At 40.9% G+C, this 22,137-nt stretch carries 27 protein-coding genes and 2 pseudogenes; 23 read left to right on the plus strand and 6 right to left on the minus strand.

Annotated elements, in window-relative coordinates:
* Positions 1 to 772: 772 nt before the first annotated feature.
* Positions 773 to 994: pseudogene (locus tag BW961_RS09560) on the minus strand (transposase); the annotation flags it as partial.
* 665 nt (positions 995 to 1,659) lie between these two features.
* Between BW961_RS09560 and BW961_RS09565 the strand changes: the two are divergent.
* The 7 genes from BW961_RS09565 (at position 1,660) to BW961_RS09590 (ending at position 5,651) form a co-directional block, all read left to right on the plus strand.
* Positions 1,660 to 2,427, plus strand: a complete 768-nt coding sequence (locus BW961_RS09565; RefSeq protein WP_068585440.1) for an SMI1/KNR4 family protein — start codon at positions 1,660 to 1,662, stop codon at positions 2,425 to 2,427.
* Between the two features lie 155 nt (positions 2,428 to 2,582).
* A complete protein-coding gene (locus tag BW961_RS09570) occupies positions 2,583 to 3,323 on the plus strand; it encodes a hypothetical protein (protein ID WP_068585438.1) in 741 nt (246 codons plus the stop codon).
* A gap of 20 nt (positions 3,324 to 3,343) precedes the next feature.
* Positions 3,344 to 3,532, plus strand: coding sequence for a hypothetical protein (locus BW961_RS31140; RefSeq protein ID WP_244555913.1), 189 nt, complete (start codon positions 3,344 to 3,346; stop codon positions 3,530 to 3,532).
* Between the two features lie 38 nt (positions 3,533 to 3,570).
* Positions 3,571 to 3,909 carry a hypothetical protein gene (locus tag BW961_RS31145; protein WP_244555914.1) on the plus strand — a complete coding sequence of 113 codons (339 nt, stop codon included), beginning with the start codon at positions 3,571 to 3,573 and terminating at the stop codon, positions 3,907 to 3,909.
* 166 nt (positions 3,910 to 4,075) lie between these two features.
* Positions 4,076 to 4,519 (plus strand): SMI1/KNR4 family protein, encoded by a 444-nt coding sequence (locus tag BW961_RS09580; RefSeq protein ID WP_068585435.1) that lies wholly within the window; start codon positions 4,076 to 4,078, stop codon positions 4,517 to 4,519.
* 45 nt (positions 4,520 to 4,564) lie between these two features.
* A complete protein-coding gene (locus tag BW961_RS09585; protein WP_082867476.1) occupies positions 4,565 to 4,702 on the plus strand; it encodes a DUF1963 domain-containing protein in 138 nt (45 codons plus the stop codon).
* Between the two features lie 34 nt (positions 4,703 to 4,736).
* Positions 4,737 to 5,651 (plus strand): DUF4261 domain-containing protein, encoded by a 915-nt coding sequence (locus tag BW961_RS09590; RefSeq protein WP_068585432.1) that lies wholly within the window; start codon positions 4,737 to 4,739, stop codon positions 5,649 to 5,651.
* Positions 5,652 to 5,736: 85 nt separating this feature from the next.
* Here the strand turns inward: BW961_RS09590 and BW961_RS09595 are convergent, their stop codons facing one another.
* Positions 5,737 to 6,534: a metallophosphoesterase family protein gene (locus BW961_RS09595; RefSeq protein WP_068585429.1), complete on the minus strand. Its 798-nt coding sequence runs from the start codon at positions 6,532 to 6,534 to the stop codon at positions 5,737 to 5,739.
* A gap of 171 nt (positions 6,535 to 6,705) precedes the next feature.
* On the opposite strand from BW961_RS09595, the gene BW961_RS09600 reads away from it, so the two are divergent.
* From BW961_RS09600 to BW961_RS31885, 6 genes and pseudogenes are all read left to right on the plus strand, one after another.
* Positions 6,706 to 6,852, plus strand: a complete 147-nt coding sequence (locus BW961_RS09600; protein WP_342190354.1) for a hypothetical protein — start codon at positions 6,706 to 6,708, stop codon at positions 6,850 to 6,852.
* Between the two features lie 141 nt (positions 6,853 to 6,993).
* Positions 6,994 to 7,788 (plus strand): hypothetical protein, encoded by a 795-nt coding sequence (locus BW961_RS09605; RefSeq protein WP_068585427.1) that lies wholly within the window; start codon positions 6,994 to 6,996, stop codon positions 7,786 to 7,788.
* 116 nt (positions 7,789 to 7,904) lie between these two features.
* Positions 7,905 to 8,087 carry a hypothetical protein gene (locus tag BW961_RS31880; protein WP_394327617.1) on the plus strand — a complete coding sequence of 61 codons (183 nt, stop codon included), beginning with the start codon at positions 7,905 to 7,907 and terminating at the stop codon, positions 8,085 to 8,087.
* Positions 8,051 to 8,473, plus strand: a pseudogene (locus BW961_RS09610) (ankyrin repeat domain-containing protein); the annotation flags it as partial. The gene BW961_RS31880 and the pseudogene BW961_RS09610, both read left to right, overlap by 37 nt.
* 323 nt (positions 8,474 to 8,796) lie before the next feature.
* On the plus strand, positions 8,797 to 9,546 hold the full coding sequence (locus tag BW961_RS09615; RefSeq protein ID WP_139331587.1) for a hypothetical protein: 750 nt from the start codon (positions 8,797 to 8,799) through the stop codon (positions 9,544 to 9,546).
* Between the two features lie 197 nt (positions 9,547 to 9,743).
* Positions 9,744 to 9,971, plus strand: coding sequence for an Imm10 family immunity protein (locus BW961_RS31885; RefSeq protein WP_068585423.1), 228 nt, complete (start codon positions 9,744 to 9,746; stop codon positions 9,969 to 9,971).
* Positions 9,972 to 10,008: 37 nt separating this feature from the next.
* Here the strand turns inward: BW961_RS31885 and BW961_RS09625 are convergent, their stop codons facing one another.
* The 3 genes from BW961_RS09625 to BW961_RS09635 all read right to left on the minus strand — a co-directional run bounded on the left by BW961_RS09625 (position 10,009) and on the right by BW961_RS09635 (position 12,162).
* On the minus strand, positions 10,009 to 10,314 hold the full coding sequence (locus tag BW961_RS09625) for a hypothetical protein (RefSeq protein WP_068585420.1): 306 nt from the start codon (positions 10,312 to 10,314) through the stop codon (positions 10,009 to 10,011).
* A gap of 41 nt (positions 10,315 to 10,355) precedes the next feature.
* Entirely contained in the window at positions 10,356 to 11,435 is a 1,080-nt protein-coding gene (locus BW961_RS09630; RefSeq protein ID WP_068585418.1) for an ankyrin repeat domain-containing protein, read from the minus strand.
* Between the two features lie 127 nt (positions 11,436 to 11,562).
* Complete coding sequence (locus tag BW961_RS09635) at positions 11,563 to 12,162, minus strand: hypothetical protein (protein ID WP_139331589.1); 600 nt, start codon at positions 12,160 to 12,162, stop codon at positions 11,563 to 11,565.
* A 162-nt stretch (positions 12,163 to 12,324) separates the two neighbouring features.
* On the opposite strand from BW961_RS09635, the gene BW961_RS09640 reads away from it, so the two are divergent.
* Positions 12,325 to 12,741, plus strand: coding sequence for an imm11 family protein (locus BW961_RS09640; RefSeq protein ID WP_212568134.1), 417 nt, complete (start codon positions 12,325 to 12,327; stop codon positions 12,739 to 12,741).
* 625 nt (positions 12,742 to 13,366) lie between these two features.
* On the opposite strand, the gene BW961_RS09645 is transcribed toward BW961_RS09640, so the two are convergent.
* On the minus strand, positions 13,367 to 14,389 hold the full coding sequence (locus BW961_RS09645; protein ID WP_068585412.1) for a leucine-rich repeat domain-containing protein: 1,023 nt from the start codon (positions 14,387 to 14,389) through the stop codon (positions 13,367 to 13,369).
* Between the two features lie 122 nt (positions 14,390 to 14,511).
* On the opposite strand from BW961_RS09645, the gene BW961_RS09650 reads away from it, so the two are divergent.
* From BW961_RS09650 to BW961_RS09690, 9 genes are all read left to right on the plus strand, one after another.
* Complete coding sequence (locus tag BW961_RS09650; RefSeq protein WP_068585409.1) at positions 14,512 to 15,279, plus strand: Imm51 family immunity protein; 768 nt, start codon at positions 14,512 to 14,514, stop codon at positions 15,277 to 15,279.
* A 13-nt stretch (positions 15,280 to 15,292) separates the two neighbouring features.
* Positions 15,293 to 15,976: a DUF1963 domain-containing protein gene (locus BW961_RS09655; RefSeq protein ID WP_068585405.1), complete on the plus strand. Its 684-nt coding sequence runs from the start codon at positions 15,293 to 15,295 to the stop codon at positions 15,974 to 15,976.
* 63 nt (positions 15,977 to 16,039) lie between these two features.
* The gene (locus tag BW961_RS09660; protein ID WP_068585401.1) at positions 16,040 to 16,372 is read left to right on the plus strand and encodes a DUF1904 family protein; all 333 of its coding nucleotides are present in this window, start codon (positions 16,040 to 16,042) and stop codon (positions 16,370 to 16,372) included.
* An 18-nt stretch (positions 16,373 to 16,390) separates the two neighbouring features.
* On the plus strand, positions 16,391 to 16,822 hold the full coding sequence (locus BW961_RS09665) for a hypothetical protein (protein WP_068585397.1): 432 nt from the start codon (positions 16,391 to 16,393) through the stop codon (positions 16,820 to 16,822).
* 178 nt (positions 16,823 to 17,000) lie between these two features.
* Entirely contained in the window at positions 17,001 to 17,924 is a 924-nt protein-coding gene (locus BW961_RS09670) for a hypothetical protein (protein ID WP_068585394.1), read from the plus strand.
* A gap of 128 nt (positions 17,925 to 18,052) precedes the next feature.
* Positions 18,053 to 18,958, plus strand: coding sequence for a hypothetical protein (locus tag BW961_RS09675; RefSeq protein ID WP_068585391.1), 906 nt, complete (start codon positions 18,053 to 18,055; stop codon positions 18,956 to 18,958).
* Positions 18,959 to 18,980: 22 nt separating this feature from the next.
* Positions 18,981 to 19,580 (plus strand): hypothetical protein, encoded by a 600-nt coding sequence (locus BW961_RS09680; protein ID WP_244555915.1) that lies wholly within the window; start codon positions 18,981 to 18,983, stop codon positions 19,578 to 19,580.
* A 54-nt stretch (positions 19,581 to 19,634) separates the two neighbouring features.
* Positions 19,635 to 20,957 (plus strand): hypothetical protein, encoded by a 1,323-nt coding sequence (locus tag BW961_RS09685; protein ID WP_068585385.1) that lies wholly within the window; start codon positions 19,635 to 19,637, stop codon positions 20,955 to 20,957.
* A gap of 45 nt (positions 20,958 to 21,002) precedes the next feature.
* Positions 21,003 to 22,106 (plus strand): hypothetical protein, encoded by a 1,104-nt coding sequence (locus BW961_RS09690; RefSeq protein ID WP_211269764.1) that lies wholly within the window; start codon positions 21,003 to 21,005, stop codon positions 22,104 to 22,106.
* Positions 22,107 to 22,137 lie beyond the last annotated feature (31 nt).

A 22,137-nucleotide genomic window follows, 5' to 3' on the forward strand; every position in this document is an offset into this window, starting at 1 on the left:
ACAGCGTGAAAAGCAGAAGATTACAATGAGTAATCTTAACTTTACAACCGAGGATGGGAATGATGGAACCAAGTATCTCGAAACCATCCCGCCAATACTCCTGCGCGCGTCATGTTTAACAGAACATGAGGTGTGAAGTACAGGTAGATTCGGCAGAACGAAGGCTGGAGCCATTCTAATAGAAAAGGTATGCCAATGGATATGCCGCGCGGCTGAAAAACTGGATATGGTGAGAATGTTCAAACAGACTGAACTGACGAACTTCCGAATGTACAGGTCTAAAGTTAGAGCATGTGGAAACATATGCACCATCAAACGATGGGGTGAGGGGCGTAAAGTAAGAATTTTTCCTATGAAATACGCTATGCCGAACAATGGCGGAATGGTCTCACAGGCTTAGAGGAAGCACCTAAGTCCAGAAAGAATAGCTAGGATTAAGGGACTTGGAAAGCAAGGGACGTTGCAACAAGGGCTGTTACCCGAAACGGTTGTTATAAGGCGCATGCCGAAATACATTAATCCTTGTGAGGGCAGGGGCGAGGAGAGAATGAGGTTATTTCATTTTCTAAACCGTTGTGGGGTTCAGACGATAAATTTGCACTTGTACATAGAGACTTTGATCGAATTATTCCGCCTTCATTTGATTTGTAGGTATATATTTAAAAATGATCATTGAACTAGCGCAGAACGATAACAAGTAAGTAGGTGGGAAGCACGCCAAATAACCCTCCAATTCTATCATTTTGGAAGGTTATACCAAAATACTGCTGTTTTAAGTTAACCGAAATGCCTTTTTGCTTTTAATAATGGCATATAGCCAATGAACAAGTTTATTTGCACAGGCTACTAGTGCCACCTTGTGAGGCTTTCCTTCAGTTCTTTTGCGTTCGTAAAACTCTTTGAGTCGAGTATTGCGAGATCGAATCAGTTCGCACTGAACAGCCATAACTAGCGCATATCGAAGTTGCCTGGAGCCACGTTTGGTTATTCGATTTAAAAGGGAGTTTAAGTTCAGTTGATTTATAAAATTCATTATTCAATAGAAATGACGATTTAATTGAAAGCTGATTAATCAGGCTAATGGAAAGAATTTTTAATTCTATTGAATCAAACCATAACTAAAAAGTTGTGATTTGATTCAATAGACTTGAGTCAGAGGAGTAATAATCCATATTTTAGAACTAGAGAGCAACTCACAGATGATAAATTTGGTTTATATCCCTTTTACCGTCTCAACACATGTGGAGTGCTGTGTGTTGCTCATAAGAAATTTTTGATAATGGCCACATTTACCTTAAAAACAAAAACAAATATAAAGAACTCAAGTTGATCGTTTGATCATTACTTTAGTCCTTTTATTTTAAGTGAAGTAAAGTAAAGTAAAGAAAAATTTAAGATAAGTTGATTGATGAAAGAGGATAATGAATTGGAAGTTGAGTTAATAATTCTTAAGTGATAACCTTTTATTTGGGTATGAGCAAATAGGCGTACGTATATATTCCAAGAATTTGATAAGCCCCGGGTAACTTCTGTTTTGCTCTCATCCAGGTTAGAGTGTGTGTGAGAAATAACATAAATTATTACAACTATTGCCAGGTCGTGTATGATAAACGGCAGGAATATGCAAATGAATCTGATGAATAAGAGTGGTGAATAACTTTGGAGAATTATGATAAGGAAGTGGATGCTTTTATAGAGAAGATGCAAGCCGCTTTAGAGGAGATGCGGGGACAAGATCCCGAATTTTACACCAAATATCCCGTGTCTCTTATAACCGAAGCAGAAGAACAAGCAATACGTATCGTTTCTGACAAATGGCGTCTGCCCGATGAATACTTGTACTTTTTGAAGCATTATATTCCCGAATCTGTTGCTTGGAGCACGGACGAATATATCAATCTTACTATTTACGGTGCCAAAGACATGCTGAAAGGTCAATGGGGATACAACTATAATCCCGTTACGAATGAAGCCATCTCGGACTGGCCTAACAACTATCTGGTCATTGCTACGGATGAAGGCGACCCTTATTGTATCGATCTATCCAGAGGGGACACCGTCATTTATACTGCGGAGCACGGAACGGGCACCTGGGATTTTTTCATAGCTTATGACAATCTTGTTGAGTTTCTTCATAGCGTCTTGTTGCCGCCACGCAGTTCCGGGGAGTGGGATACAGGCGAAGAAGTACAGTACAAGTACTACAAAGTATTTATTATAGGTGAAGGTAGCGATAAGATAAAGACACTGATGTTTATCAAAAAAACGTTCTCCTGCGATTATTCGCAAGCTAAATCCTATTTGGAGGCGGCGCCTCTGCTCGTGTATAAGGGAATTGATCTGGGTGCCGAGAAGACCGAGGCTCAACTGAAAAGCATCGGTGCGGATTATGAAATGCATAAAATCAGTTTGGAGGAATTTTTGTAGGGTAATAAACGGATCTAATGCTCCTGCTGGAGAAAGCAGGGGCTAATTGACCTCAAGTTCCCTTGATTCCACTATTGTGTGCAAATTTTGATGCTTCATACCATTTGAGATTCGTTTATGGAAGAAAGATCGTTCAAGAAACAGGAGGAGTATTTATGTATATTGTATCTCGGCCAAAGCCGCTGTCTGATGACCGAAACCAAGCGCTTGTAGAGGAAGATGCGACTTCTTTTCCGCCGGGCTACCTCCGATTTTTGCGGCGATTCGGCGCAGGGACTTACAGAGGGTGGATGAATATCTGTTTACCGGATACGGAGGTGCTTAAGCCTTTTGCCGAGTACGATTTATGGGAACATGACGCAGACAGCCCGATTATGCAACAACAGATCAGCCAGTGTGTCGCTATAGGCACAACGGTGGACGGTGATTTTCTGGCGGTGCATCCTCAGACGGCTCAACTGCTCTGGCTGCCTCGGCATGCTGAGCGCTTGAAAGTACTTTCTCTGCAGGCGAGGGAGCAGGAAGACGAAGGGATGTACGCCATGGTGCTGGACGAAATATATCGTCAGGTTTATGGAAGCAGCCAAGAGGGAGCCGTTTATTATGAACCGTGGTCGGGTTCTCAGAGCCATCTCTTTTTACGCTTGCCGCCGGGGCAGGATCAGCTTTCGCTGCCGGAGCTGGCCGGAATGTGTCGAGCGGCTTTCCCGCCTGATCTGTCAGTTGAAAACATATATGCTTGCCACCTGTTCTACCGGCAACTGGGGGGCTATGTAAGATTTAATTATGCCAACAAGCAAGAGGTGGCCGTCATGTATGAGCAAGATGCACAACAGTCGTTTGCCGTTATGGAGCAATGGCTCTTGTCGAAAGGGTGCGAAACGCATTTAAAATAGACTACAGGAGGGAAGTTTGAATGAAAATAGCTTTTTATTCAGTTACATATGGAACGTGTGTAGGTCAATTGAGAGGTGAACTGTTACCGTTAGAAGAATTAGCAGAAACATGGAAGTTTCCGTATGATCTTATTTTGTATTGCGCGTTTTACCTGAAAGTAAAGGTCGAAAAACATTTAGACGATTTGATAGCGGGGATAATTCTCTAGGATTAGACATCAGCATAAGCTATGAGCAGTATCAACGGATGTCTAAAAATGAGCAACGTGAGGCATTAGGTATTTATCTCTATAATTATATGTCGGAGTCTGTTGCTAAATATAAAAAGTATGCAGATAAAGAAACACAATATCGATTTTTAGCCCAGGTAAAAAATTGGATGTTGGAGAACAATTGGCTGAATGGAAAGATAAATAAAGCACAGGAACTTCTTTCGCAAGACATGGGACTTCATGAAGTCTGCCAAGAATTGCAAATGCCATTAGAAGAAATCGAGTATATCTTTCTTCGCATGAATGACTATGAGCCAACAGACGTTCATCCTGATAACATTGTAGCAGGAAAAGCTCCATTATATAATTTGTAAGAGGCAGGGAATACATCCATGTGACCTTTTGTCGAGACCGTTTACGACGATGATGGAGATGTGATGCCCGATATTCTGATCAGGACGCAACCGGCGAAAGAAATCGAAGATTTCGCGGACCAACGGTAGCCGATTTGAATGAATTGGCAGGGAGGGCGATTAACCAATGAAAGATGCGTTAATGGAGAGATTAAAGAGTTTCCTTCATCGGGAGGATAATAGCACACTAATAGGCATTCCGGCGAGCCAAGAGGAAATTGCTGAGGCACAGCAGCGGCTGAATGTAAGCTTTCATGAGGACTACGTACATTTTATCCGGACGTTTGGTGGAGCGTATGCAGGTCTTGCGGTATATGCATTTTCTAATGGCTCTAGTCTCGGAAAAGAAACGGTTGTCGATTTGACGCTGGGGTTCCGAGAGCAATTCAAGGAGCTTCCCTTTGCAGAGGTTTTACGAACCGGTTATGTCATCTCTATGGATGGGTTTGGCGATCCGATTATAATCAATCAGGCAGGAAAGGTTTTCATCTGTTATCACGATACTGGGGAGTTCAAGTTATTAGCGGATTCATTCGAGGCGCTGATCGAGGAAAATTTTTATGAATGGTGAGTAGTCCAATTCGGTATTTTCAGGTGGAAAACCCTGGATACGTTGATGCTTCTTGAAATCGAATCGGACGACGATGTTGGGTTTTGCTGGTGGGATGCCGGCGTGCTGCATTTTTTTATTCTTAAGGAAGATTTAGTGGCACAACGTTTCGACCGTACATATTGCTCGCTATATTCAAGTTAAAAAAACTGACAACCTGGGAAGGAGATAACGTAAGATGAACGATTTGCTTGAAGAAGAAAATGATTTTGGATTTGCGCGGGTCTATACGGTTGAGCTGAAATATAGGCAGCAGCCAAAACTGGACCTACAGGTGATCTATGCAAATATGGAACGCTATACAGGTCAAACCGAGCAGCCGGAAAAACAGGAGGAGCAAGCTGCCGGGCTTGCGGTTTGGGAAGCTTATGAAACCGCTAAGGAGCAAATGCTGCATTTTTTCCATTTAAATTATAAGGTTCAATATTCAGACGGCGAAATACCGGCTCAGACCAGCTTGATGAACACGAGTAATCGACCGGCTTCGGACTACGAAACGGCGATTCAGCAATGTTGGCACTGGGAAGAAGCCGCTCAAACCATAAGCGAATGCAAGTACTCTTTGCGTCTGGTTGACATGATGGCATCAGGGCTGGAACCGAAGTCAAGATTGCAGCTGTTTACAGGTGTACTTCGAGCGGTTCTGGAAGCGGCCCCCTGCGATGCAATCTACTTCAGGGAAAGCGACAAACTTGTGGAACCAACGGCGTATTTGGCTGCAATTGAGGAAGGTTCTATTTTATACGGAGCGATGAATATACGTTTTTATAATGTGGAAGGGACTGGAAGCGGACGTAAGGAAGGCTTGATGGATTCGGTCGGGCTAGCTGCGCTTGGTATTCCTGATGTTCAGTGCCATTATTATGATCTTGATCCTAATGAGGTTGCCGAACATATAGCGAATATCGGGTACTATTTGTTTAATAAAGGAGACATTATCGACGACGGGGAAACGGTCGGTTTCACCGAAGACATGCGCTGGCGCTGCGAACATCAATATTCACTGGCGGCACCTCGTCGCATCGTTCTCGACCTTGATCTAGGCGAGCCTTATTACGCAGGAAAACAGGGTCACAATCAAGCGGAAGAGTAGTATGTACCGAAAGTGTTAAAGGCGGGAAATGTAAACGCAGCTCGATCATGAGCTGCGTTTTTTTAGGTTCGCTCCGGCTCGTTTTTTACCTTGTGAATATAAACACTTTACCGTCCGCGTTGCATATCTGCGTCCCGTTCGAAAGCTCAGCGATATGTCGTTCCCAATGCACATGCCCGCAGAACACAAGCGTCCTTTCCTCGGCTTCCAACGCTGAACGTATTCCTGCATGGCCCATCTGGTCGGATAACCCTCCCTCCGGCCCCTGATGAAGCAGCAACAGATCAGGCTTTTTACGCAAAAGCCGTTTCAATGTAAGCAAATAGTCACGCTCAGTCATTCGATTCGGCTTGTCCGATCTTCCGATAATCCCTCCGAGCCCTGCTAGATCGATTTCGGCAGCACTCTTCCTATCGGGCTCTTCAAAAAAGTAGACTTGTTCAGATTCAGCCAATAATCGCTTCGTTTCGTCGTTGAACAGGTCATGATTGCCGGCTACTCCGGCCACCGTGCCAAAAATTTGGCGAAATGCAGTCCAAACGGAACACGGATCTCCGCCGCCTCCCCGCTTCTCTGGATCGGCGTACAAATCGCCACAGAGCAGCACGACAACCCGATCTGGATCGATGTCGGGCCTGTCGATGGACAGCAGAATCTTCAGTAATTCAGGCGTCACTTCACCGAGCAGCTTCGAGCCCCCTGGCTCTTCCACGACGCCCTGGAGGTCGGAGGTTACGATCAGGGCATCGACTGAAGCTGGAAGTCCTTCGATCACTCCGTAATACACCGGAAACTGTGCCTGAACGATCCCTTGGCCCCCCGATGACGCCGTAATATAGGGAATAAGGTCGGCTGCTTCCGACTCAATCCGCTTAATTCTCACGTTGAACTCCCCTCACCTTCGTTCTTTTTCCTATTCCGATTGTCATTTCCGCTCCATTCACTATATCATACCTAGGCGGAAGTGTTGAGGTATTTTGAATTAGGACCTGGTACATTGGAAAAAAGAGGCTAACATTAGGTATAAAAAGCGGAACGCGTAATGAAAGACCGCATGCGGTTGGCTTTGGCGATATTCGCCCACAAGGAAGACAAAACCCTTGTCTTGGGAGCGTACGGCTGCGGCGTGTTTCGGAACGATCCGGAGAAGGTGGCTGGCTGGTGGCGGGAGCTATTGGACGACGAAGGCTTCGGATCGTAATGGTTATGCAACAGAGTAATTCATAGCAGGTGCTGTGGGCCGAAAGCTCCTTGCGAACGGTAGTTAAGCTCGCTAGTCTGGTAATAGAAATGATGAAGGTGCATGTCATTACGGTTTTGGACCGGACAAGGAAGTGATGTTTTGGATAAAAAGGCGAAAAAAATTTTGCTGGACACCTTCTGGTCTTCCAGCGGGTGGAAGAGTAGGCCGAATGCTTTTGCCGGCGAGGATTTCGATTATGCCAATAGCAAAGGGCTGATGTTCGATCCCATAACGATTAAGCATGATGAATTGGTTAATCGGCTGCAAGAATTAAATCAAACGATAACCAAAGAACGGGCAGCGGCTGCGTTTCTGCACAGTCTGTCTACGAAAAAAGTCTATTTGCGAAGCGCTCTTTCGAGCTGGGCTCTGACTTCCGGATTACCTCCCCATACATACGGACAGCGGAGCGTAGTGCGGCCGAATTACAGCAACTGCGGGGATTGCAATTTTCACGGGATAATGTCTGACCGGGATTATGTAATTGAGGATTTGAACGTGCTGAATTTCGAGCGGGTTAAATGGGGAGGTATCCGCTTGAACCACCTTCTTTATTGCTGGCTGGATCTCGAACTATTCAGTAAAGAAGAAGACTACGAGGTTACCAATGAGGATGTTGCCATACTCTGCAAAATGACCGAAGCGATTCAGGGCTGTGCCGATCATAAAAGTGCCAGGCAGTTGGAAAAGCGTTGGAAGGATGCGATTCCTTCAAGTAAGCAGGAGCGGGATGTCATTATGGAAATATGGGGATATGCCGGGTTGCTTGTTGAACGCGATACGCCCCGTAAGCTTCGAGGCGGGTCACATGATTTTAACTCCGTCGCGGGATGGCAGGGGAGTGACGGTTACTCTCGGGAAGCGATGGAGTTTTACTTCGGCGCGTTTCTGTAGGTAATTATGAATTAACTTATATATACCTGCCCGCCCTAATAAGCCCTAAGTCTGTTGTATTTTACCAAGCGGTTCTCTATACTCTTCATAAGACTTGGGGCGGGAGAGGGTAATGGATGATCACTCTGAAAGATATAGGGAAGTTCGCAGAGCTGCCGGAAATTGCGATGCATATATACGAAGGAAATATGCCGGCTCTGGAGACTGCAATTGCGGCAGGCTGGGATATTGAAGAGGGCATCGTACTTAGCAAATATACGACGTTGGCAATAAGCATACCGAGCTGGCTGACTATTTGAAATCTTTGGAACCCACCGAGTTTCATGATGTGGCGAATAAAAAGTACGAGCTGCAAAAATATAAATTGTCCGATGAACTGGCCGGCTTTCTTACCGGAGACAAGCTTCGCCTTGAGCTCGCGCCGAATGAATACGAAATCGCGTATATCGATTTCTTCACATTGACCGATACGATTGAGATGAAGGTCGGCCGGCAAAAGCTGCTGCGTCTGTCAGCCGATATCGATAATTACTCCCATCTGTATCTAGTGTGGAATCCGAAGAAAAAAGGTCAAATAGGCTGTTATGACGTGGAACATAAGGAGTATGCGGACTTTTGCAGCTTTGCGGAGTTTCTGGCGCAGCCTGAAATGTACCTTATCAAGTATATGGAAGTTGAATTGTAAATGAAGAACCGCTATCTATCACGCCCGTAGAGGAGGACAGCAGCGGTCTTATCGCATTCATGGTAATTAATAGTCAACAGCCTCACACCCATAACGAGAAGAGGTAGAATAATGGAAAAAGCCCTTTTGGAGCAGCTAAACCTTTGGCATCGAGATAAAGAATATGAAAAAATTATAGCCGCAATTTTGGAAATGTTTATTTTCTTTTAACACTTAGCGTACGTTTTTCGCGTTTCGTTGGCGGTACCTCAATGAGAGAACTATGCTACCTTTCAAACAATCGATAAGCTAAACGGATAAAAAAAAGGGGGGGGAAATAATTAATGCAAGAAAAACTAGAAAATACACATGCTATGTGGAATGACAAACTGTTTGAAGAATACAAACAATGTGTTAAAGAAAAAGTTGTTGCGTCTTTTATTGGTAGTTTTAGTTCCAATAAACCTGAGTTAAGATCGGCTTTATCTGTATTTGCAGTCATGCAAACATTCCCTGATCATCCATTTGTTATAAGAGATACTCAAGATTTAAGAAGAGAATCTCCATGTGGAATCTGCTCTACAGCATACGGTTATCCAAAGGAACTTGACGAAAAAGAAATAGAAATGTTAACTATGTGTTTAAACGCAGGCGGATTAATAGGGCATCGCCTTTCTGATTATTATTATTATTTGCATCATTTCAATACAAATAAAGAAATGGAAAACATACAGGTTAACGAACAAGATATTCTCATTTTTTCTGAAATCATAGACATTATACTTAAAGCCGATGAAAATGAAACCTTAAAAAAAGAGGTTCAAAAAAATATAGGCAAAATTAAAGGTTTTAAGGCAAAAACAGAAGAACGACAAGTTTTACTCGAAACTCTAGGTTATTGTAGTATTTTGGAAACCCCAAAATATAAAGGATTATTAAAGGAATACATTAATCTAGCAGTTGCTCCAAGAAAAACACATAGTTCTGATTGGAATTATCCAGTAGATTTTTGGTTAGGTAAAGACGGGATCAATAAAGAGGCTTTTAAGTTTTGGTTTGGAAACTATAAACAATTGGAACGCTTTTGGAAATAATTCTACAATATAATCCTGAATTACGAAAGTTCGTTATAGGTAAGGGTATCTTAATTGGTTTTAAGGGTATAGATGTTAAAAGAAAATAAAGTATTAGACTGGCGATATCGTTAAACTAACGGGCAGGGAGTTTTGATCAATACCAAATTGTGAAAACATGACATACAGACGCAATTTAGTAGAATTGTTAAAGGGTGATGAAAAACGGATGCAAAACTCTTGGATTAGATAAAGTACACATTACATACAAGGAAGATACGCGTTCAACCTATGGAGTGGTTGAAAAATTGATTTTGAAGAGCAGTTCAGTTGAAATATTTCTTGATTCCAATACATCGAAGGAGCTTCAAGTTGCAAACCATCTAATTCTGGAGTTTCCCATAAATTCAAAGAATGTCTATGGTATAAAAGTAAGCGTCAAATAGCCCCCACCTTGTCTTTCAGGTGAGGGCTATTTGACGCTTACACATAAACCCAATTTTGAGCATACTCACCTTTTGAAAACCCATACATTATATTTAATTTTTCATTATTACAATTTCTGCAATGTGTATTATTGTCTGATAATTTTGTATAACCATCATACACATCTATCTTTATTCTTTCATGACAGTTAATGTACTGAAGACAAACAGATTCATCATCATTTACAAATGCAAAAAACAATTCTGTTGTACATTTGTCGCATGTATTATAGGTAGTTGAAGATACTTCAATATAATGTGATTTTGAATAATCTTTAAGGAACTTTTCCATAACATTGTGCATCTTAATTCTCCCTGAGTATATAAATTTACTTCGTTTTCTAATTATCTTTCAAAAATTTTAGTTTCAATTAAAATTTCCGCATTCTTGAAGAAATCATTCCAAGGAGCTAAAGGAAAAAGTTCATCATGTTCCATATCAATGGCACACACTTTTTTTTCTTTGGGCATCCAAACAAATCTGACACTACCATAACTTGCAACCTCAACCGAAAGTAATACGATATTTTTCCTTTTCCACTTGGTCACCACTGTATCAGTTAGTGAAAAAAATCTGATATATGCGATTGGACAATCCTCTGAGAAAGTCATTAGTAATGCACTATTTCTTAGAAAATCTAACAATTCGCGAGGACATTCTAGACGACGAAGCTCACTTATTTTGTTTTGTTCATCGTGCCATTCCTGAGGTTCCAAAGACTTAATTCTCGCAGCAACTTCTGTTAATTCGTTTTCCACAGCTATAGTATAGGCACGATCACCATCATCACCAATCATCATTACATTTGCATTCTGATCAAGAAGCCACATAGCTGCTTGTGCATGTTTGTGGCGGATGGCAACCATAAGTGGCGTTATTGGCACTAAAAAAATGGCATCTGGACAGTTATAATTTATATCAACACCCATAGAATATATCTTTGTTAATAGTTCCATATTAATATCTTTGCCCAAAAACAGTTGACGAAAAAAACTCCCACCATACTTTGATACAGTAACACCATTTTCTTCGAGTAAATCAATCATACTGTAGTTTTCACCGTAGTGCATATAGCTGAAAATTTCACCAGGCTGTTTTTTACTTAGATTGCAAAGTCCACCGTTGTCAATAATTTTTTGTGTGAATTCCATATCAGTGAACTGTACAGCAGTAAAAATTGCCGGGTCATATTGATCATTTAATATTGCACCCTTTTCTATTAACCAGTTAACCATTTGCATGTTTTTAATCCTAAGTGCGATTTGTAACAATGTAAAGTTAAAACTGCTAATTGCAATTCTTTTATTAACATTAAACCTGCGCTTTTCTATCCTATATTGAAGGTCATCAAAATCACTGTTTAAAACTGAAATCACTTCGGGTGGCAGTGTTTCAAAACTTCCTAAACCATTTATTTTATACATTTTATCCTCCACATGATAAATTCAAATTATATAATTTCTTCACTATTATACACCAATGGTAATAATGTAAGCTTCAAATAGCCCCCACCTTGTCTTTCAGGTGAGGGCTATCATCATAAGATTGAATTTATGAATTAAATAAGCGGCGTTCTAAATTGCTTCCACACAGCTTTACAGCTAGGTTTTCGATTTCTTCGGTCTTGTTGTCAGAAGCATAAACTTCCATATATTCGATACCGTTGCTGGACGAAAACATTGCTGCAATACTGTCCATATCGCGGATTCGACGACACATTTTTACTGCTCCCGGCGATTGCCCCATATTGGGTGTCTCCGTCAATCCAAAATCATAACAATGTGGCAGTAAAGGCGGAAAATTATATTCATAAGGCAGGATAATCACGATGGAACCTCGTCTGTATCCGGAAGCATTCCACAAATGTTCGTATCCGATTACACATTCCTGATCTAAATTGACCTGATATTTGCCTTTGTCCCAAAAGAGAAATTTGAATTGAGATAAATCCATCGCGGGTGGTGTCATATGGCCGAATGCGCCCTCGAGTGGTTCGGCGGTTCCTTTAAAGACGAACGCTTGCTTTGCAGCAGCCAGCATAGGTTTGATAATTTCATTATGTGCTTTGAATTTATATATATCTATATCTTGAAACATCCTCTCCCGGTCACTTAAAATTGTAAAAACAAGGGGACAATATTTTGTATTCATAAAATTACTTTTCCATCCTTTTTCAACGCTGTGCGCTTTTTCGGCTAAATATGCAAATCAATAATAACACATACGATTACTCAAAGTATGCATCAAATAGTCCCATCTTGTCTTTCAGGTGAGGGCTCATATAAGCTGAGAATTAAGATTTAAACACACTTTTTGGAGTCTTCAGGGCCTGAGCTTATAAGTAAAAGATTAAAAGAAATAATGGAGGTATATACCAAAAGCTCTCAGTTTTTCGAGGTAGAGTTGTATTGTGGAGAGGAAAAAATAGAAGGTTTCTACGCACTTAATTTGTTATATAAGATAAATTGTGTTGATATGCAAAATAGTGAATATAGACTGATGAATTTTGATTCTAATAACCCAGAGTATATGTTTTACTATATGAAATTGAAAGAAGATATTTTTAAGGATATTGATTATGATATTGTTCGCTGTAAAGAAATGCATCAAACCATTGTCATAAGTGAGAGAGTGAAGAAGTTTCTATTTGACGCGAATTTAAAAGGATTGCAATTTAGTGATAGTATTGACATAACACCACAGGATAGATCTGTTTATGGAAAAATTTAGTTAGGTTGGAGTACGTGTAAAATTTCATATCGAATATTGATGCTATTTTAGAACATTCGATATCTGAGATTGCTAACTTAATTGCTAAGCGTTTTTATGGATATTCGCCGACGACTATGGACTAAACTTACGGAGAACGATGCTTGTTTATATCAAAAACGAACATATCTTAGACGCCCCAACCACCCTCAAAATTGCTTAGCGTACGTTCTACGCGTTTTTGCTGTGTTTACCCCTTCAAAAGTCATTGTTTGAGATAGGGCTTCAAAAAAAATGAAATAAGAGGCATTTATGGGGATTTCAATTAAACGAAAACGCAAAATAATTACTTGTGACAACCCAGGATTGTACGACATAAATCAAAACGTACATGAACAAATTGTTACACCACAATTGGTAGAAGACATTCTATTATTTTGTCTATCAGAAAGTAACGGCGACAACTAGGGAGTGCTTACCGCCCACCCTAGTTGTCCTAGTGATCGGGTGGCTACTCTAGACCACAATAAGCATCTATTTCCATCAAGTAATTCGAAAATCAGATGAACAACCCTAATTGAACATATACATAACCTGATTGATTACAATCCGATCATCTACATGATCGATATACATGAAAAGCTAACTACATCAATATACGAGAAAGATGAATGGAATCCATCGTTCTTTGTCTTTTTTCCTCAGGCATACACTCTACTAAAATGTCCTGTTTACCTGAATCCATCCATTTTTTTCGCATGATTTCTATGCGTTTCTTGTTAAAATCAATATATTGAAAATCCAACTGTTTCAGTCTAGGCATGTCTAATAAAAAATCAAACACTTCCGCTTTGATCTTCGTATTTATTTCCTTCAACTCTAAAATTTCCAGATTTGATGCCCCTTTTAAGACATCTATCTCCATCAGCGATTTCATGTAATCTAGTTTTAATTGTTTCAAGTTATGCATAGCAGCAAAATCGCATAGCTTCTCCACTCTGGATAAAGACAAACTCAAAAACTCCAAATGCTCAAATCTACTCAAGAAGGAAACATCCTCTAGTTTTGCAATCGATGATAGCTCTAACATCTTCAAGGTTGGGACGTTGAGTACATCCAGATCACAATTCACGTTACAGTTATCGATAAGGAGATATTGTATGGGGGTTTCTTTGATAAAGTTTAATTGTTCAATCGTGCACTTAAGGATTAAACTACTAAGATTTTTACAGATTCCTATAGGAGATAAATCATCAAATTTTCCAATTAATTCTAAGTGCTGAAGTTTCTGAAAACTACTAATAAAATCGATTGAAAGTGCTTGGTCAGAATCAATTTTCAAAAATTCCACGTTTTTTAGCTTCTGTAGATGATGTAAATCTTGCTTTTGTTCCATACTTAGATGCAAGGCAGTGACGTTTTTCAATCCAGCTAGGATCTCTAGCATTTCATCTGAATAAACGCCTTTATTTCTGTTACTCGATATGTGCAAAATAAGGTCAGGACGGTGGAATAGAACCATTTCATCTAATTTTACTAAATCCTCCAATTTATCTGAATCAAAGGAAAAACTGATCGTAGCTCGTCGCCTTAGTTTTTCAACTGCTGTTTTCATTTTTTTAGGTGTCCAAGGTACACCATGCATAGCATGGATCCACACTTCACTCATAAGATTACCCCTCGCTTCATTTCTCATATTATTTCAATAGATTTGAACTACATAGATCATATGGGTTATTCTATTATATGGGAATCATTCATTTAATTATAGATAGGGGAGAGGAATCTAAGATGGATAAGGAACTAATGGAACAGCTCACGCTTTGGCATAACAAGAGCCAGCATGGGAAAATCATTAACAAAATTATGGAAATACCCGAGACAGACAGGGACTATGACTTAGTTTGCCTTTTGGCAAGAGCATTGAATAATCAAGAAAAATATAATGAAGCTATCCAATATTTTTTATCTGTTCAAGAGCAAGGCGAGCACGACCCACTTTGGCATTTCCGAATAGGATATGCTTATTATTACCTTGATCAGTATAAGGAAGCGATCTTTGCTTTTGAACAAGCAGTAGCACTTGACCCTGAAGATTCACATGCGAAGATGTTTTTAGAAATGAGCCGCAACGCCGGTGCTAGAGCAGGAAATGAAACCATCCCTACCGTGAACGTTGAAAAAGAGATGCGGATCGAGAATGACCCCCGTTTCTTAGAAGTTGAAGAAAAAGTAAACCCATTTGGGCTAGTTGCGCATCATGATGGAAGCATATCAATGACTTTAGAAGTTGGCAACTATAAGCATGAAATTTTTCAAATACGAGCCGAAGAAGGATTTGAAGGCAATGGCTATGATTGGGGTTCATTAGCAGCCGTGTTTCTTGCAGAAAAAATGCCTCACTTAGTTGATATCGTAAAATTCGACCCGGAAGGCAGTATGTTCGCTGCTTATTCAGACAATAAAGATGCCATACTTAGTTTTGCAATTGCCTTTAAGGAAGCATGTGAAGATGACTTATTAATTAGAGACCTATTTTCACGAGCCATATTAGATTGATTGAGGTGAAGTAATGAAGAAATACAAGATCGATCGTTTTACCCGCGTTAATGAACCGATTCTGACTCCCATTACGAAATTCGGCGGACAGCCAGTATGGCTAACAGAACCGCAATGGCCGCTTAGCAGTGGGTGGGACAAGCGTCCTATGATGTTTATCGGTCAGATTGAGCTAGATCAGCAATTATTCCCCACTACTGACGTTCCTATTCCTCAGATGGCCTATCTCTTTGTTACGCATTCGCAAAATATAGAGGAAGGCTTCTTTGATCCTGATATTTTCGATGCCGATGGTGGTGAAAATGCGATCATTATCCAGCCCGGAGGTCATCTCCTGATAGACACAGCCCCATTGGATAACGGACCAACGCTGTGGGATAACAATGGTGAATCTTATGAAGGCGTCCCACAATTGCAGGAAGCCCAAGACCCTGCCTTTGTCGATTCCGAAGCCTACCTTTTTCTCACTGAGGATGAGCAGAAAGCATATAACGCTGAAGTTGACGTTGATAAAATCGGTGGCGTGCCCTATTTTTTCCAAGGCGATGGTTGGCCTGATGACAGCAACTGGGGTTTGTTACTACAATTGCATGCCAATTTCAAGCCTTTTCACTTGCAAGTAGGAGCTTCGCCGACGATTTTTGCGTTTGTTAATGATGATCTTACGACTGGAAAGATAGTCATTCAAGATTGTTAGTTTGGAGCAAGAGCTTGCTGGGAATGGCCAATCTTTTATAACCGATCCAAAGGAGGATGTTAGATGCCGCAATTAATTTTTAGAGGAGTCCCAGCCGAGGCCGTACGTGCAATTAGCATACCGCTTGTAGAGGAGGTGGCCGCAATATGCCAATGCGGAACAGATAATTTCACCTTAGAGTGCCTGCACGTCACCGCTATTTTCGACGGGAAATATACCGATTCGTACGCTTTCATTGAAGTATGGTGGTTTGAACGGGGGGACGAAGTGCGCGACAAGATGGCCGAAGCAATCGATAGGCATGTCCGGTCGCTCGGTATACCCGAACTGGAAATTTCCTTCCAGCTTAGACGCGAGGACAATTATTATATGAACGGTCGCCGTTATGATTCCTAATACAAGGAGGAATTTGTCGTGGGAATTAATGAAAAAGTTATCGAGAATATGGATTATTTTTGTAGAGTAAAATTGATTGAGATTATTAATAACATTTCACAGGAAGATTACGATGATATTCTTGATAATAGAGACCATGATGAGTTTTCAAATAAGTGGATGGAAGTTTATGATCAAGTAAGTTCAATTGTAAAAAATAATTCGATTAATCCGGAGTACGTACAAATCATTAAAAGGTTAAGGGAAAGAACTTTTAAAGCAATATTTGAGCACACACAGTCATCCGACCTTGCAGCATATTTGTCAGATGATATTTCATTATTATTAGAAGCAATCGCATGTAATTATAATCATAGTTGGTTAAATGGATTATGGAAGAAATATAGTGAGGGTGAAATTCCACAAGGAAATATATTATTAGTTGAGGGTAGACTAGACGAGTTCATCTAATTTATTCATGAACCCATTATACGTATGCCTGCTATATTCAATAGTAGGTTCTTCGTTATGACCACCATACCTTAAACAATCCTATGAAGAAATCTCTCAGCAAATGAAAATATGGAAATATACCGATAAGAAATAGAAGCCTTACAGTAACATATAACTTTCCGGAGGTGATGATCGTATGGGAACATGGAGTGCTGAGGTTTTCGGTAATGACACCTCATGTGAGATCAAGGAATACTTCTATGAAAATTACAATCGGGGTTCTGAAATTACTCAAATTGTAAGCGAGTTACAAGAGAGATTTACTTATAGCTTAAATCATACAGATGACAGAAACAATGTATTATTTGCGTTGTCCTACTGCCTTTGGGAAACGAAATCCCTAGAGAGTTCGCTGTTAGAGCAAGTCGCTCAGATCATTGAGAGTGGGAGTGACTTAACTGTCTGTGAACAGCTTGGAGCCAATGAACAGTTTATTACCAAACGAAAAAAGTATTTACATACATTAATCACCAAAATTAGCATACCCAAAAGTATAGCAAAAAAGAGGGTCAAGCCACCTACGCAAGTTGAAAGTGATTATCACAATGGCAGCTGCCTTACTTTTCAATATCCCAGTGGCTTATACGGCGGAATTATCATTATCGACTGTGCCTTTTATCGTAACCGTGGTTCGATGCGAATTGCATTCACTGATATTGAGCAGCAGTCTGAACCCGATTATAACGATTTTCTAGCCTCTTGTCTGACCAACTTCAGCTGGGAGGGAGTATCTGGAGAGGCAAACAAGTATGCCGCTTTTGAAGGTAATACTGCCCGAGTTACTACTTATCCGTTGAGCTATGGTCATGCTAATGAGCGAGGTTCTTATTTTGAGTATAACGATATGTTCTTCACAATTGTGGGCGAGCTCCCTAAATACACCCAATGCCTACTAGCTACAGTTAGTATGGGAGTCGATTACAATCTTGCTTACCCTGAGTTCGCCATCTCTATGGAAAAGACATTGCTTCATTGCAAGCAAAATGAAGGTCTATACAGTGAAAAAGTTTCTGAGGAAACGATTACTAAGTTAAATAACTTACTAGCCCGCAATAAGTAGCCAATGATATGGATTGCGCAAATGAGTGGATATACGGACCAACTCCGCGATTTTTGAAACGTACAAAGCGTGCTACACGTATTGGAGAAAGAATGTGACGGACTAAAAAAGGTGGATTTCATAAAGCGATGAAAGCATTCTGGGAAAGAAACGCGTCTAAACGAGCACAAAACAAAATCAGAAAACTAGCCGATGGTTTAAGCTTGGATTTTAAAGCATTGAATATTCTTTTTAATTCGATTTGGGATTATGATGATGAATTATTTGGCTGGGTTGCTTCCAGTGGCGGTGACAAAAAAATTCCAGAAGCCGAATTCGAATATGGTAGAGCAAAAGGATTATTAAGGCAGAATGAGGAAATATCCGCGCAAAAACTTTTCGAAAGGATCGAGGCCCTCATAAACGGACTGGATAAGGAACAAGTGAGTAACGCTTTTATAAAAGGGATCGCAACGCAGAATCCTGTCTATATCTCAGTCATGGGGAGCTATTCCTATTATTTATCCATCGATGACAATTCTGTCGATACTTATTTGGGCTATGAAGAAAAGAACAAACATTCGAACCCGAGCCAAGTAGTCATTAACTATAATGAAAGAGTTTTCGACAGGTTGTTCCGTTCAGGCATTATGTCTCATCAAAACCCGGTGTACGCTTATGTTGACTTACTAGACTTCTCCAATATGGATAGGATATCTATTTCTGAAACCGAAACCGCCATTCTAGCGAATACGCTGAAAGTGATTCAAAATGCACCTGCCGAAACGCAACCTTCGGAATTGGAAAAAGTAACAAAGTCGTTTTTAATGGGAACTAAGGCGTATAGACAAATTGTATTGCGCATTCTAGGCATCAGTGACATTTTGAATCCAAGCGTTAACAAACGAATTCGTGAAACCTATGAATTGGATCAAGAGCTGCCAAGTCACTTTTATAAGAAAGAAATGGGTTATCCGTTGGCTTGGTGGGAAGGTAAATATGGCTTGGATGATGAAGCCGTAACATTCTGGTTTAGCGATCTTGATCTTAGATAGACTGCCTCTCGGTGGTTGATATGTGATAATAGGAGGTGGAAAAATGACGCTCACTGGTTGGGTTATTAATACGCAGTCATTTATAGATGATGATTATGGGTATGTAAATATAGCGACAACATGGAAAGGTAAGGATATGCCATCCAAACCTAAACAAAATGAACCCATTGAAGTTATGTGGTCCAACGAAAGCTTATATGGTGTCATTGGTTCAAAAGTTGGAGATTTCATAGAAACGCATGGAGTAAACGCATCTCTACAAGAAGGAATATTCACGCATCGTTCCATTGCGGAGCAACTGGTCAAAACTTTTTCAGGTCTTAAAATAAATGAGATACGATGGAGAGAGAATCCGTTAGAACATACATTAAATAACGGTAAACCCCGTATGAAGAGAGCAAAATGGTTGCCAGAAAAAGAAGTTGACATTGTTTATATGTATTCTGACACGTATGTTGATGTTTGTAACCCTCAACTTGTTCATACCGATTTCTTTACAGCAATAAGAGCGAATGAAGACTATGAACACAACTGGTTGATGTGTACAAAGCAAACAAAGGAAAAACTTGAAGCTATGAAATTCAAAAACATTCGTATAGTTGAAAGTACAATTCATGGATAATGTTCCACGATCTGAAATACTAAATAAACATCCCGTATGAGGAGGAGCGCAGTAATGACAGATTATAATCAGACTGTTGTCGATGCATTGCCGCCCAAAGGGAATAGCAGAGAGAAAGCTATTTCGGAGCTCGGAGTTAACGAGGCACCTGAGCTGTTGCATCTAGCTAGTACAGAGCGTGGGAAGAGTAAGCTGGCCGCCCAGAGGACACTGGCTAAGATTGATTATGAACCGGCAACAGCTTACTGGAAAAAGTTATTAAATTCGCCTCAAAGAAGCGAAAAGATATTAAACCAAACATGCTCAAATACAGTTTCGGATCTGGTTGCTGATCGATTGCTAGCTTTTTTGCAAAAGTTTCTGAAGAAGGAGCCTGGCAGTACGATCAGCTGGGATGAGCATGAAACACTGATTGCCTTACTCGGGATGATGCCTGGAAAAGCGAGTGAGAAGATGTGCGAGGTTTATGAACTTGCAGCAGACCAAATCCAGAAAGTTTCATCATATAAGCGCGACATAAAGTTAGCCTATAGAGATACTTCTACCTTTCATATAAGTGAAACGTTAAGAGATATGACCTTAGAGCAAGCCTTCCCTATGATTTTGGTAGGCTCTGTTTTGATGGATGGAGATATTAGGCTGCAAGCGCTGGCTTCTAAGCTATATGAACAATATGGAGGAGACTGGCTGTCTCCTGTTTTCGCTTCTTCACTTCTAACCAAACCTGCTGGCGATGTTTTCGAGGAGTTTTCAAAGTATTACAAAGATCCGGTGACGCGACGTTTTATTTTGAACGTGCTAGGTACGGTGAAGTTTGACACTAGGCAAAAGAGGCATACGTTTATGTTTGGCTGGGGTTATATTCTTAGGAATGATACATATTTTTCACTTACCCCACTGTTGTTTGAGGATTTGGATATGCGCTGGATAGATCTTTTGGCGACTGATCCGGAGGAAAAAAAGCTAAGTGGACTTATTAAAACGAGCTTATATGTTGGACGAGTAACTGGAGAATTTGATGATGTACTCGGTGATCTGCTTCCACTAAATAATGAAATTTGCTGCCAAAAGGTTCAATCTTATTTTCTGAAAAGAGCGATTCTCGATGATGGAATTGGCGCGACATATGTTGGGATTTTGTATCGGATAGGTTATGAGGACGTTGAATCGATTCTTATGAAAAAATGGTCTCAAAAGGAAAATGGAACAACTATTTGGAATGTGTCCAGTGATTTGCTGTCATTTACCCGTTGGCCAGCCCAGAAGAGAGTTGCACTTTTTGAGCAGATTGGACAATTGGTTCAAGAGAAGAAATTAGAAATAGGCAGTTGGAAGCCGGACACGGCCGAGGAGCTGAAGAACAAGCTACTCATTTAGCAGAAAAGTTATCATTGCCGTAAGTACACAAGAGTAGAGGTGAGTATGATGAAAATGAAAATGTCGAATCAGTGCGAAAAATGCGGAGAATCTATTGGTTTTAAAGGAATCTGTTATCGCTGTCGAATTAAGAACCAGCGAGAAGCCTACCAAGCTATGAATAGCGAAGAAGTAGAGAAAATGATCGAATCGATCATCTCGAATATTGAAACGATCGGGGAGTGGGATCAAGTCTATCAAGACTTCAACGGCTTGCTTGGCTATCACGACATCAACACTGCACGAATTGCACAAGCAGCGTTCGACAAGGGGATCTTCTTTCCCGCTAAGCTCTATCGGGACGCTTCACCCGAGGTACGGGATCAGCTGCTCGCCCGACTTTTTGACCCTGCTTGTGAAGTAGCAGGTCATTTGCTGCTCTGCCTCGCCCTGCAAGACGATGAAGTCATTAAGGAGGCATTCCTGAGGCTGGAGAAAAACCCACTACCTTGGCGCAACAAGCTGTATGTGAACCCGTCTGTATATGCCCATCATGGCGGTTGGCATTTCGACGAGCAGGGGAATTGCAACTCATTGTACTTCAATCGATGCTACACAATGCTACCAGGAGATGGCGTCGATCAGGCAGCAAAGGCTGGTCAATTATTGGAGCAGCACTGTTCGCATTGCGGTTGCCAGTTGATCGATGTCCTGCGTCTGGACGGTCTTGATGAGCGATTTTCTTTTCTGGCAGTTGACGGCGTGCTCGCCATTCCCATCTGTCCGAATTGCATCATATACACGGAAGAGACGTTCGTGCGCTATGGCGAAAATGGCCGTAGTGTGATCATTCCTTATGAGTCGTCCTTCGAAACGAAAAATTATTGTTCTGAGGCGGATCTTCTGGAGATGAGCAGGAATCAGCTCACTCTTAGTGACGAGCCTGTACCGAAGTATTACGCTAGTGGTGGTGATGAGGTCATCACGATCGGTGGCTGGCCAGATTGGGTGCAGGACGCGCAATTCGCGACATGCCCAGACTGCAGTCAAACCATGAAATTTCTAGCAGCACTTCCATGGAACGTATTGCTGGATGGCTCTGAAGGTACGTTGTATATCGAGATTTGTACGGATTGCCGCACACTATGCCTGTTCCATCAACAGACATAAGGAGATTTTGGGATGATCTTTTTGAGAATTC

It is taken from the genome of Paenibacillus macquariensis (genome assembly GCF_900156375.1).
Classification (GTDB): domain Bacteria; phylum Bacillota; class Bacilli; order Paenibacillales; family Paenibacillaceae; genus Paenibacillus_AQ; species Paenibacillus_AQ macquariensis.

Excerpts from the sequence above, each read along its gene's own strand:
- BW961_RS09580 (WP_068585435.1), top strand. The coding sequence starts at position 4,076 with ATGAAAGATGCGTTAATGGAGAGATTAAAGAGTTTCCTTCATCGGGAG.
- BW961_RS09670 (WP_068585394.1), top strand. The coding sequence starts at position 17,001 with ATGGGAACATGGAGTGCTGAGGTTTTCGGTAATGACACCTCATGTGAG.
- BW961_RS09630 (WP_068585418.1), bottom strand. The coding sequence starts at position 11,435 with ATGTATAAAATAAATGGTTTAGGAAGTTTTGAAACACTGCCACCCGAA.
- BW961_RS09590 (WP_068585432.1), top strand. The coding sequence starts at position 4,737 with ATGAACGATTTGCTTGAAGAAGAAAATGATTTTGGATTTGCGCGGGTC.
- BW961_RS09685 (WP_068585385.1), top strand. The coding sequence starts at position 19,635 with ATGACAGATTATAATCAGACTGTTGTCGATGCATTGCCGCCCAAAGGG.
- BW961_RS09635 (WP_139331589.1), bottom strand. The coding sequence starts at position 12,162 with ATGAATACAAAATATTGTCCCCTTGTTTTTACAATTTTAAGTGACCGG.
- BW961_RS31885 (WP_068585423.1), top strand. The coding sequence starts at position 9,744 with ATGAAAAACGGATGCAAAACTCTTGGATTAGATAAAGTACACATTACA.
- BW961_RS09675 (WP_068585391.1), top strand. The coding sequence starts at position 18,053 with ATGAAAGCATTCTGGGAAAGAAACGCGTCTAAACGAGCACAAAACAAA.
- BW961_RS09615 (WP_139331587.1), top strand. The coding sequence starts at position 8,797 with ATGCAAGAAAAACTAGAAAATACACATGCTATGTGGAATGACAAACTG.
- BW961_RS09690 (WP_211269764.1), top strand. The coding sequence starts at position 21,003 with ATGATGAAAATGAAAATGTCGAATCAGTGCGAAAAATGCGGAGAATCT.
- BW961_RS31140 (WP_244555913.1), top strand. The coding sequence starts at position 3,344 with ATGAAAATAGCTTTTTATTCAGTTACATATGGAACGTGTGTAGGTCAA.
- BW961_RS31880 (WP_394327617.1), top strand. The coding sequence starts at position 7,905 with ATGATCACTCTGAAAGATATAGGGAAGTTCGCAGAGCTGCCGGAAATT.
- BW961_RS09600 (WP_342190354.1), top strand. The coding sequence starts at position 6,706 with ATGCGGTTGGCTTTGGCGATATTCGCCCACAAGGAAGACAAAACCCTT.
- BW961_RS09585 (WP_082867476.1), top strand. The coding sequence starts at position 4,565 with ATGCTTCTTGAAATCGAATCGGACGACGATGTTGGGTTTTGCTGGTGG.
- BW961_RS09570 (WP_068585438.1), top strand. The coding sequence starts at position 2,583 with ATGTATATTGTATCTCGGCCAAAGCCGCTGTCTGATGACCGAAACCAA.
- BW961_RS09660 (WP_068585401.1), top strand. The coding sequence starts at position 16,040 with ATGCCGCAATTAATTTTTAGAGGAGTCCCAGCCGAGGCCGTACGTGCA.
- BW961_RS09655 (WP_068585405.1), top strand. The coding sequence starts at position 15,293 with ATGAAGAAATACAAGATCGATCGTTTTACCCGCGTTAATGAACCGATT.
- BW961_RS09625 (WP_068585420.1), bottom strand. The coding sequence starts at position 10,314 with ATGCACAATGTTATGGAAAAGTTCCTTAAAGATTATTCAAAATCACAT.
- BW961_RS09650 (WP_068585409.1), top strand. The coding sequence starts at position 14,512 with ATGGATAAGGAACTAATGGAACAGCTCACGCTTTGGCATAACAAGAGC.
- BW961_RS31145 (WP_244555914.1), top strand. The coding sequence starts at position 3,571 with ATGTCTAAAAATGAGCAACGTGAGGCATTAGGTATTTATCTCTATAAT.
- BW961_RS09645 (WP_068585412.1), bottom strand. The coding sequence starts at position 14,389 with ATGAGTGAAGTGTGGATCCATGCTATGCATGGTGTACCTTGGACACCT.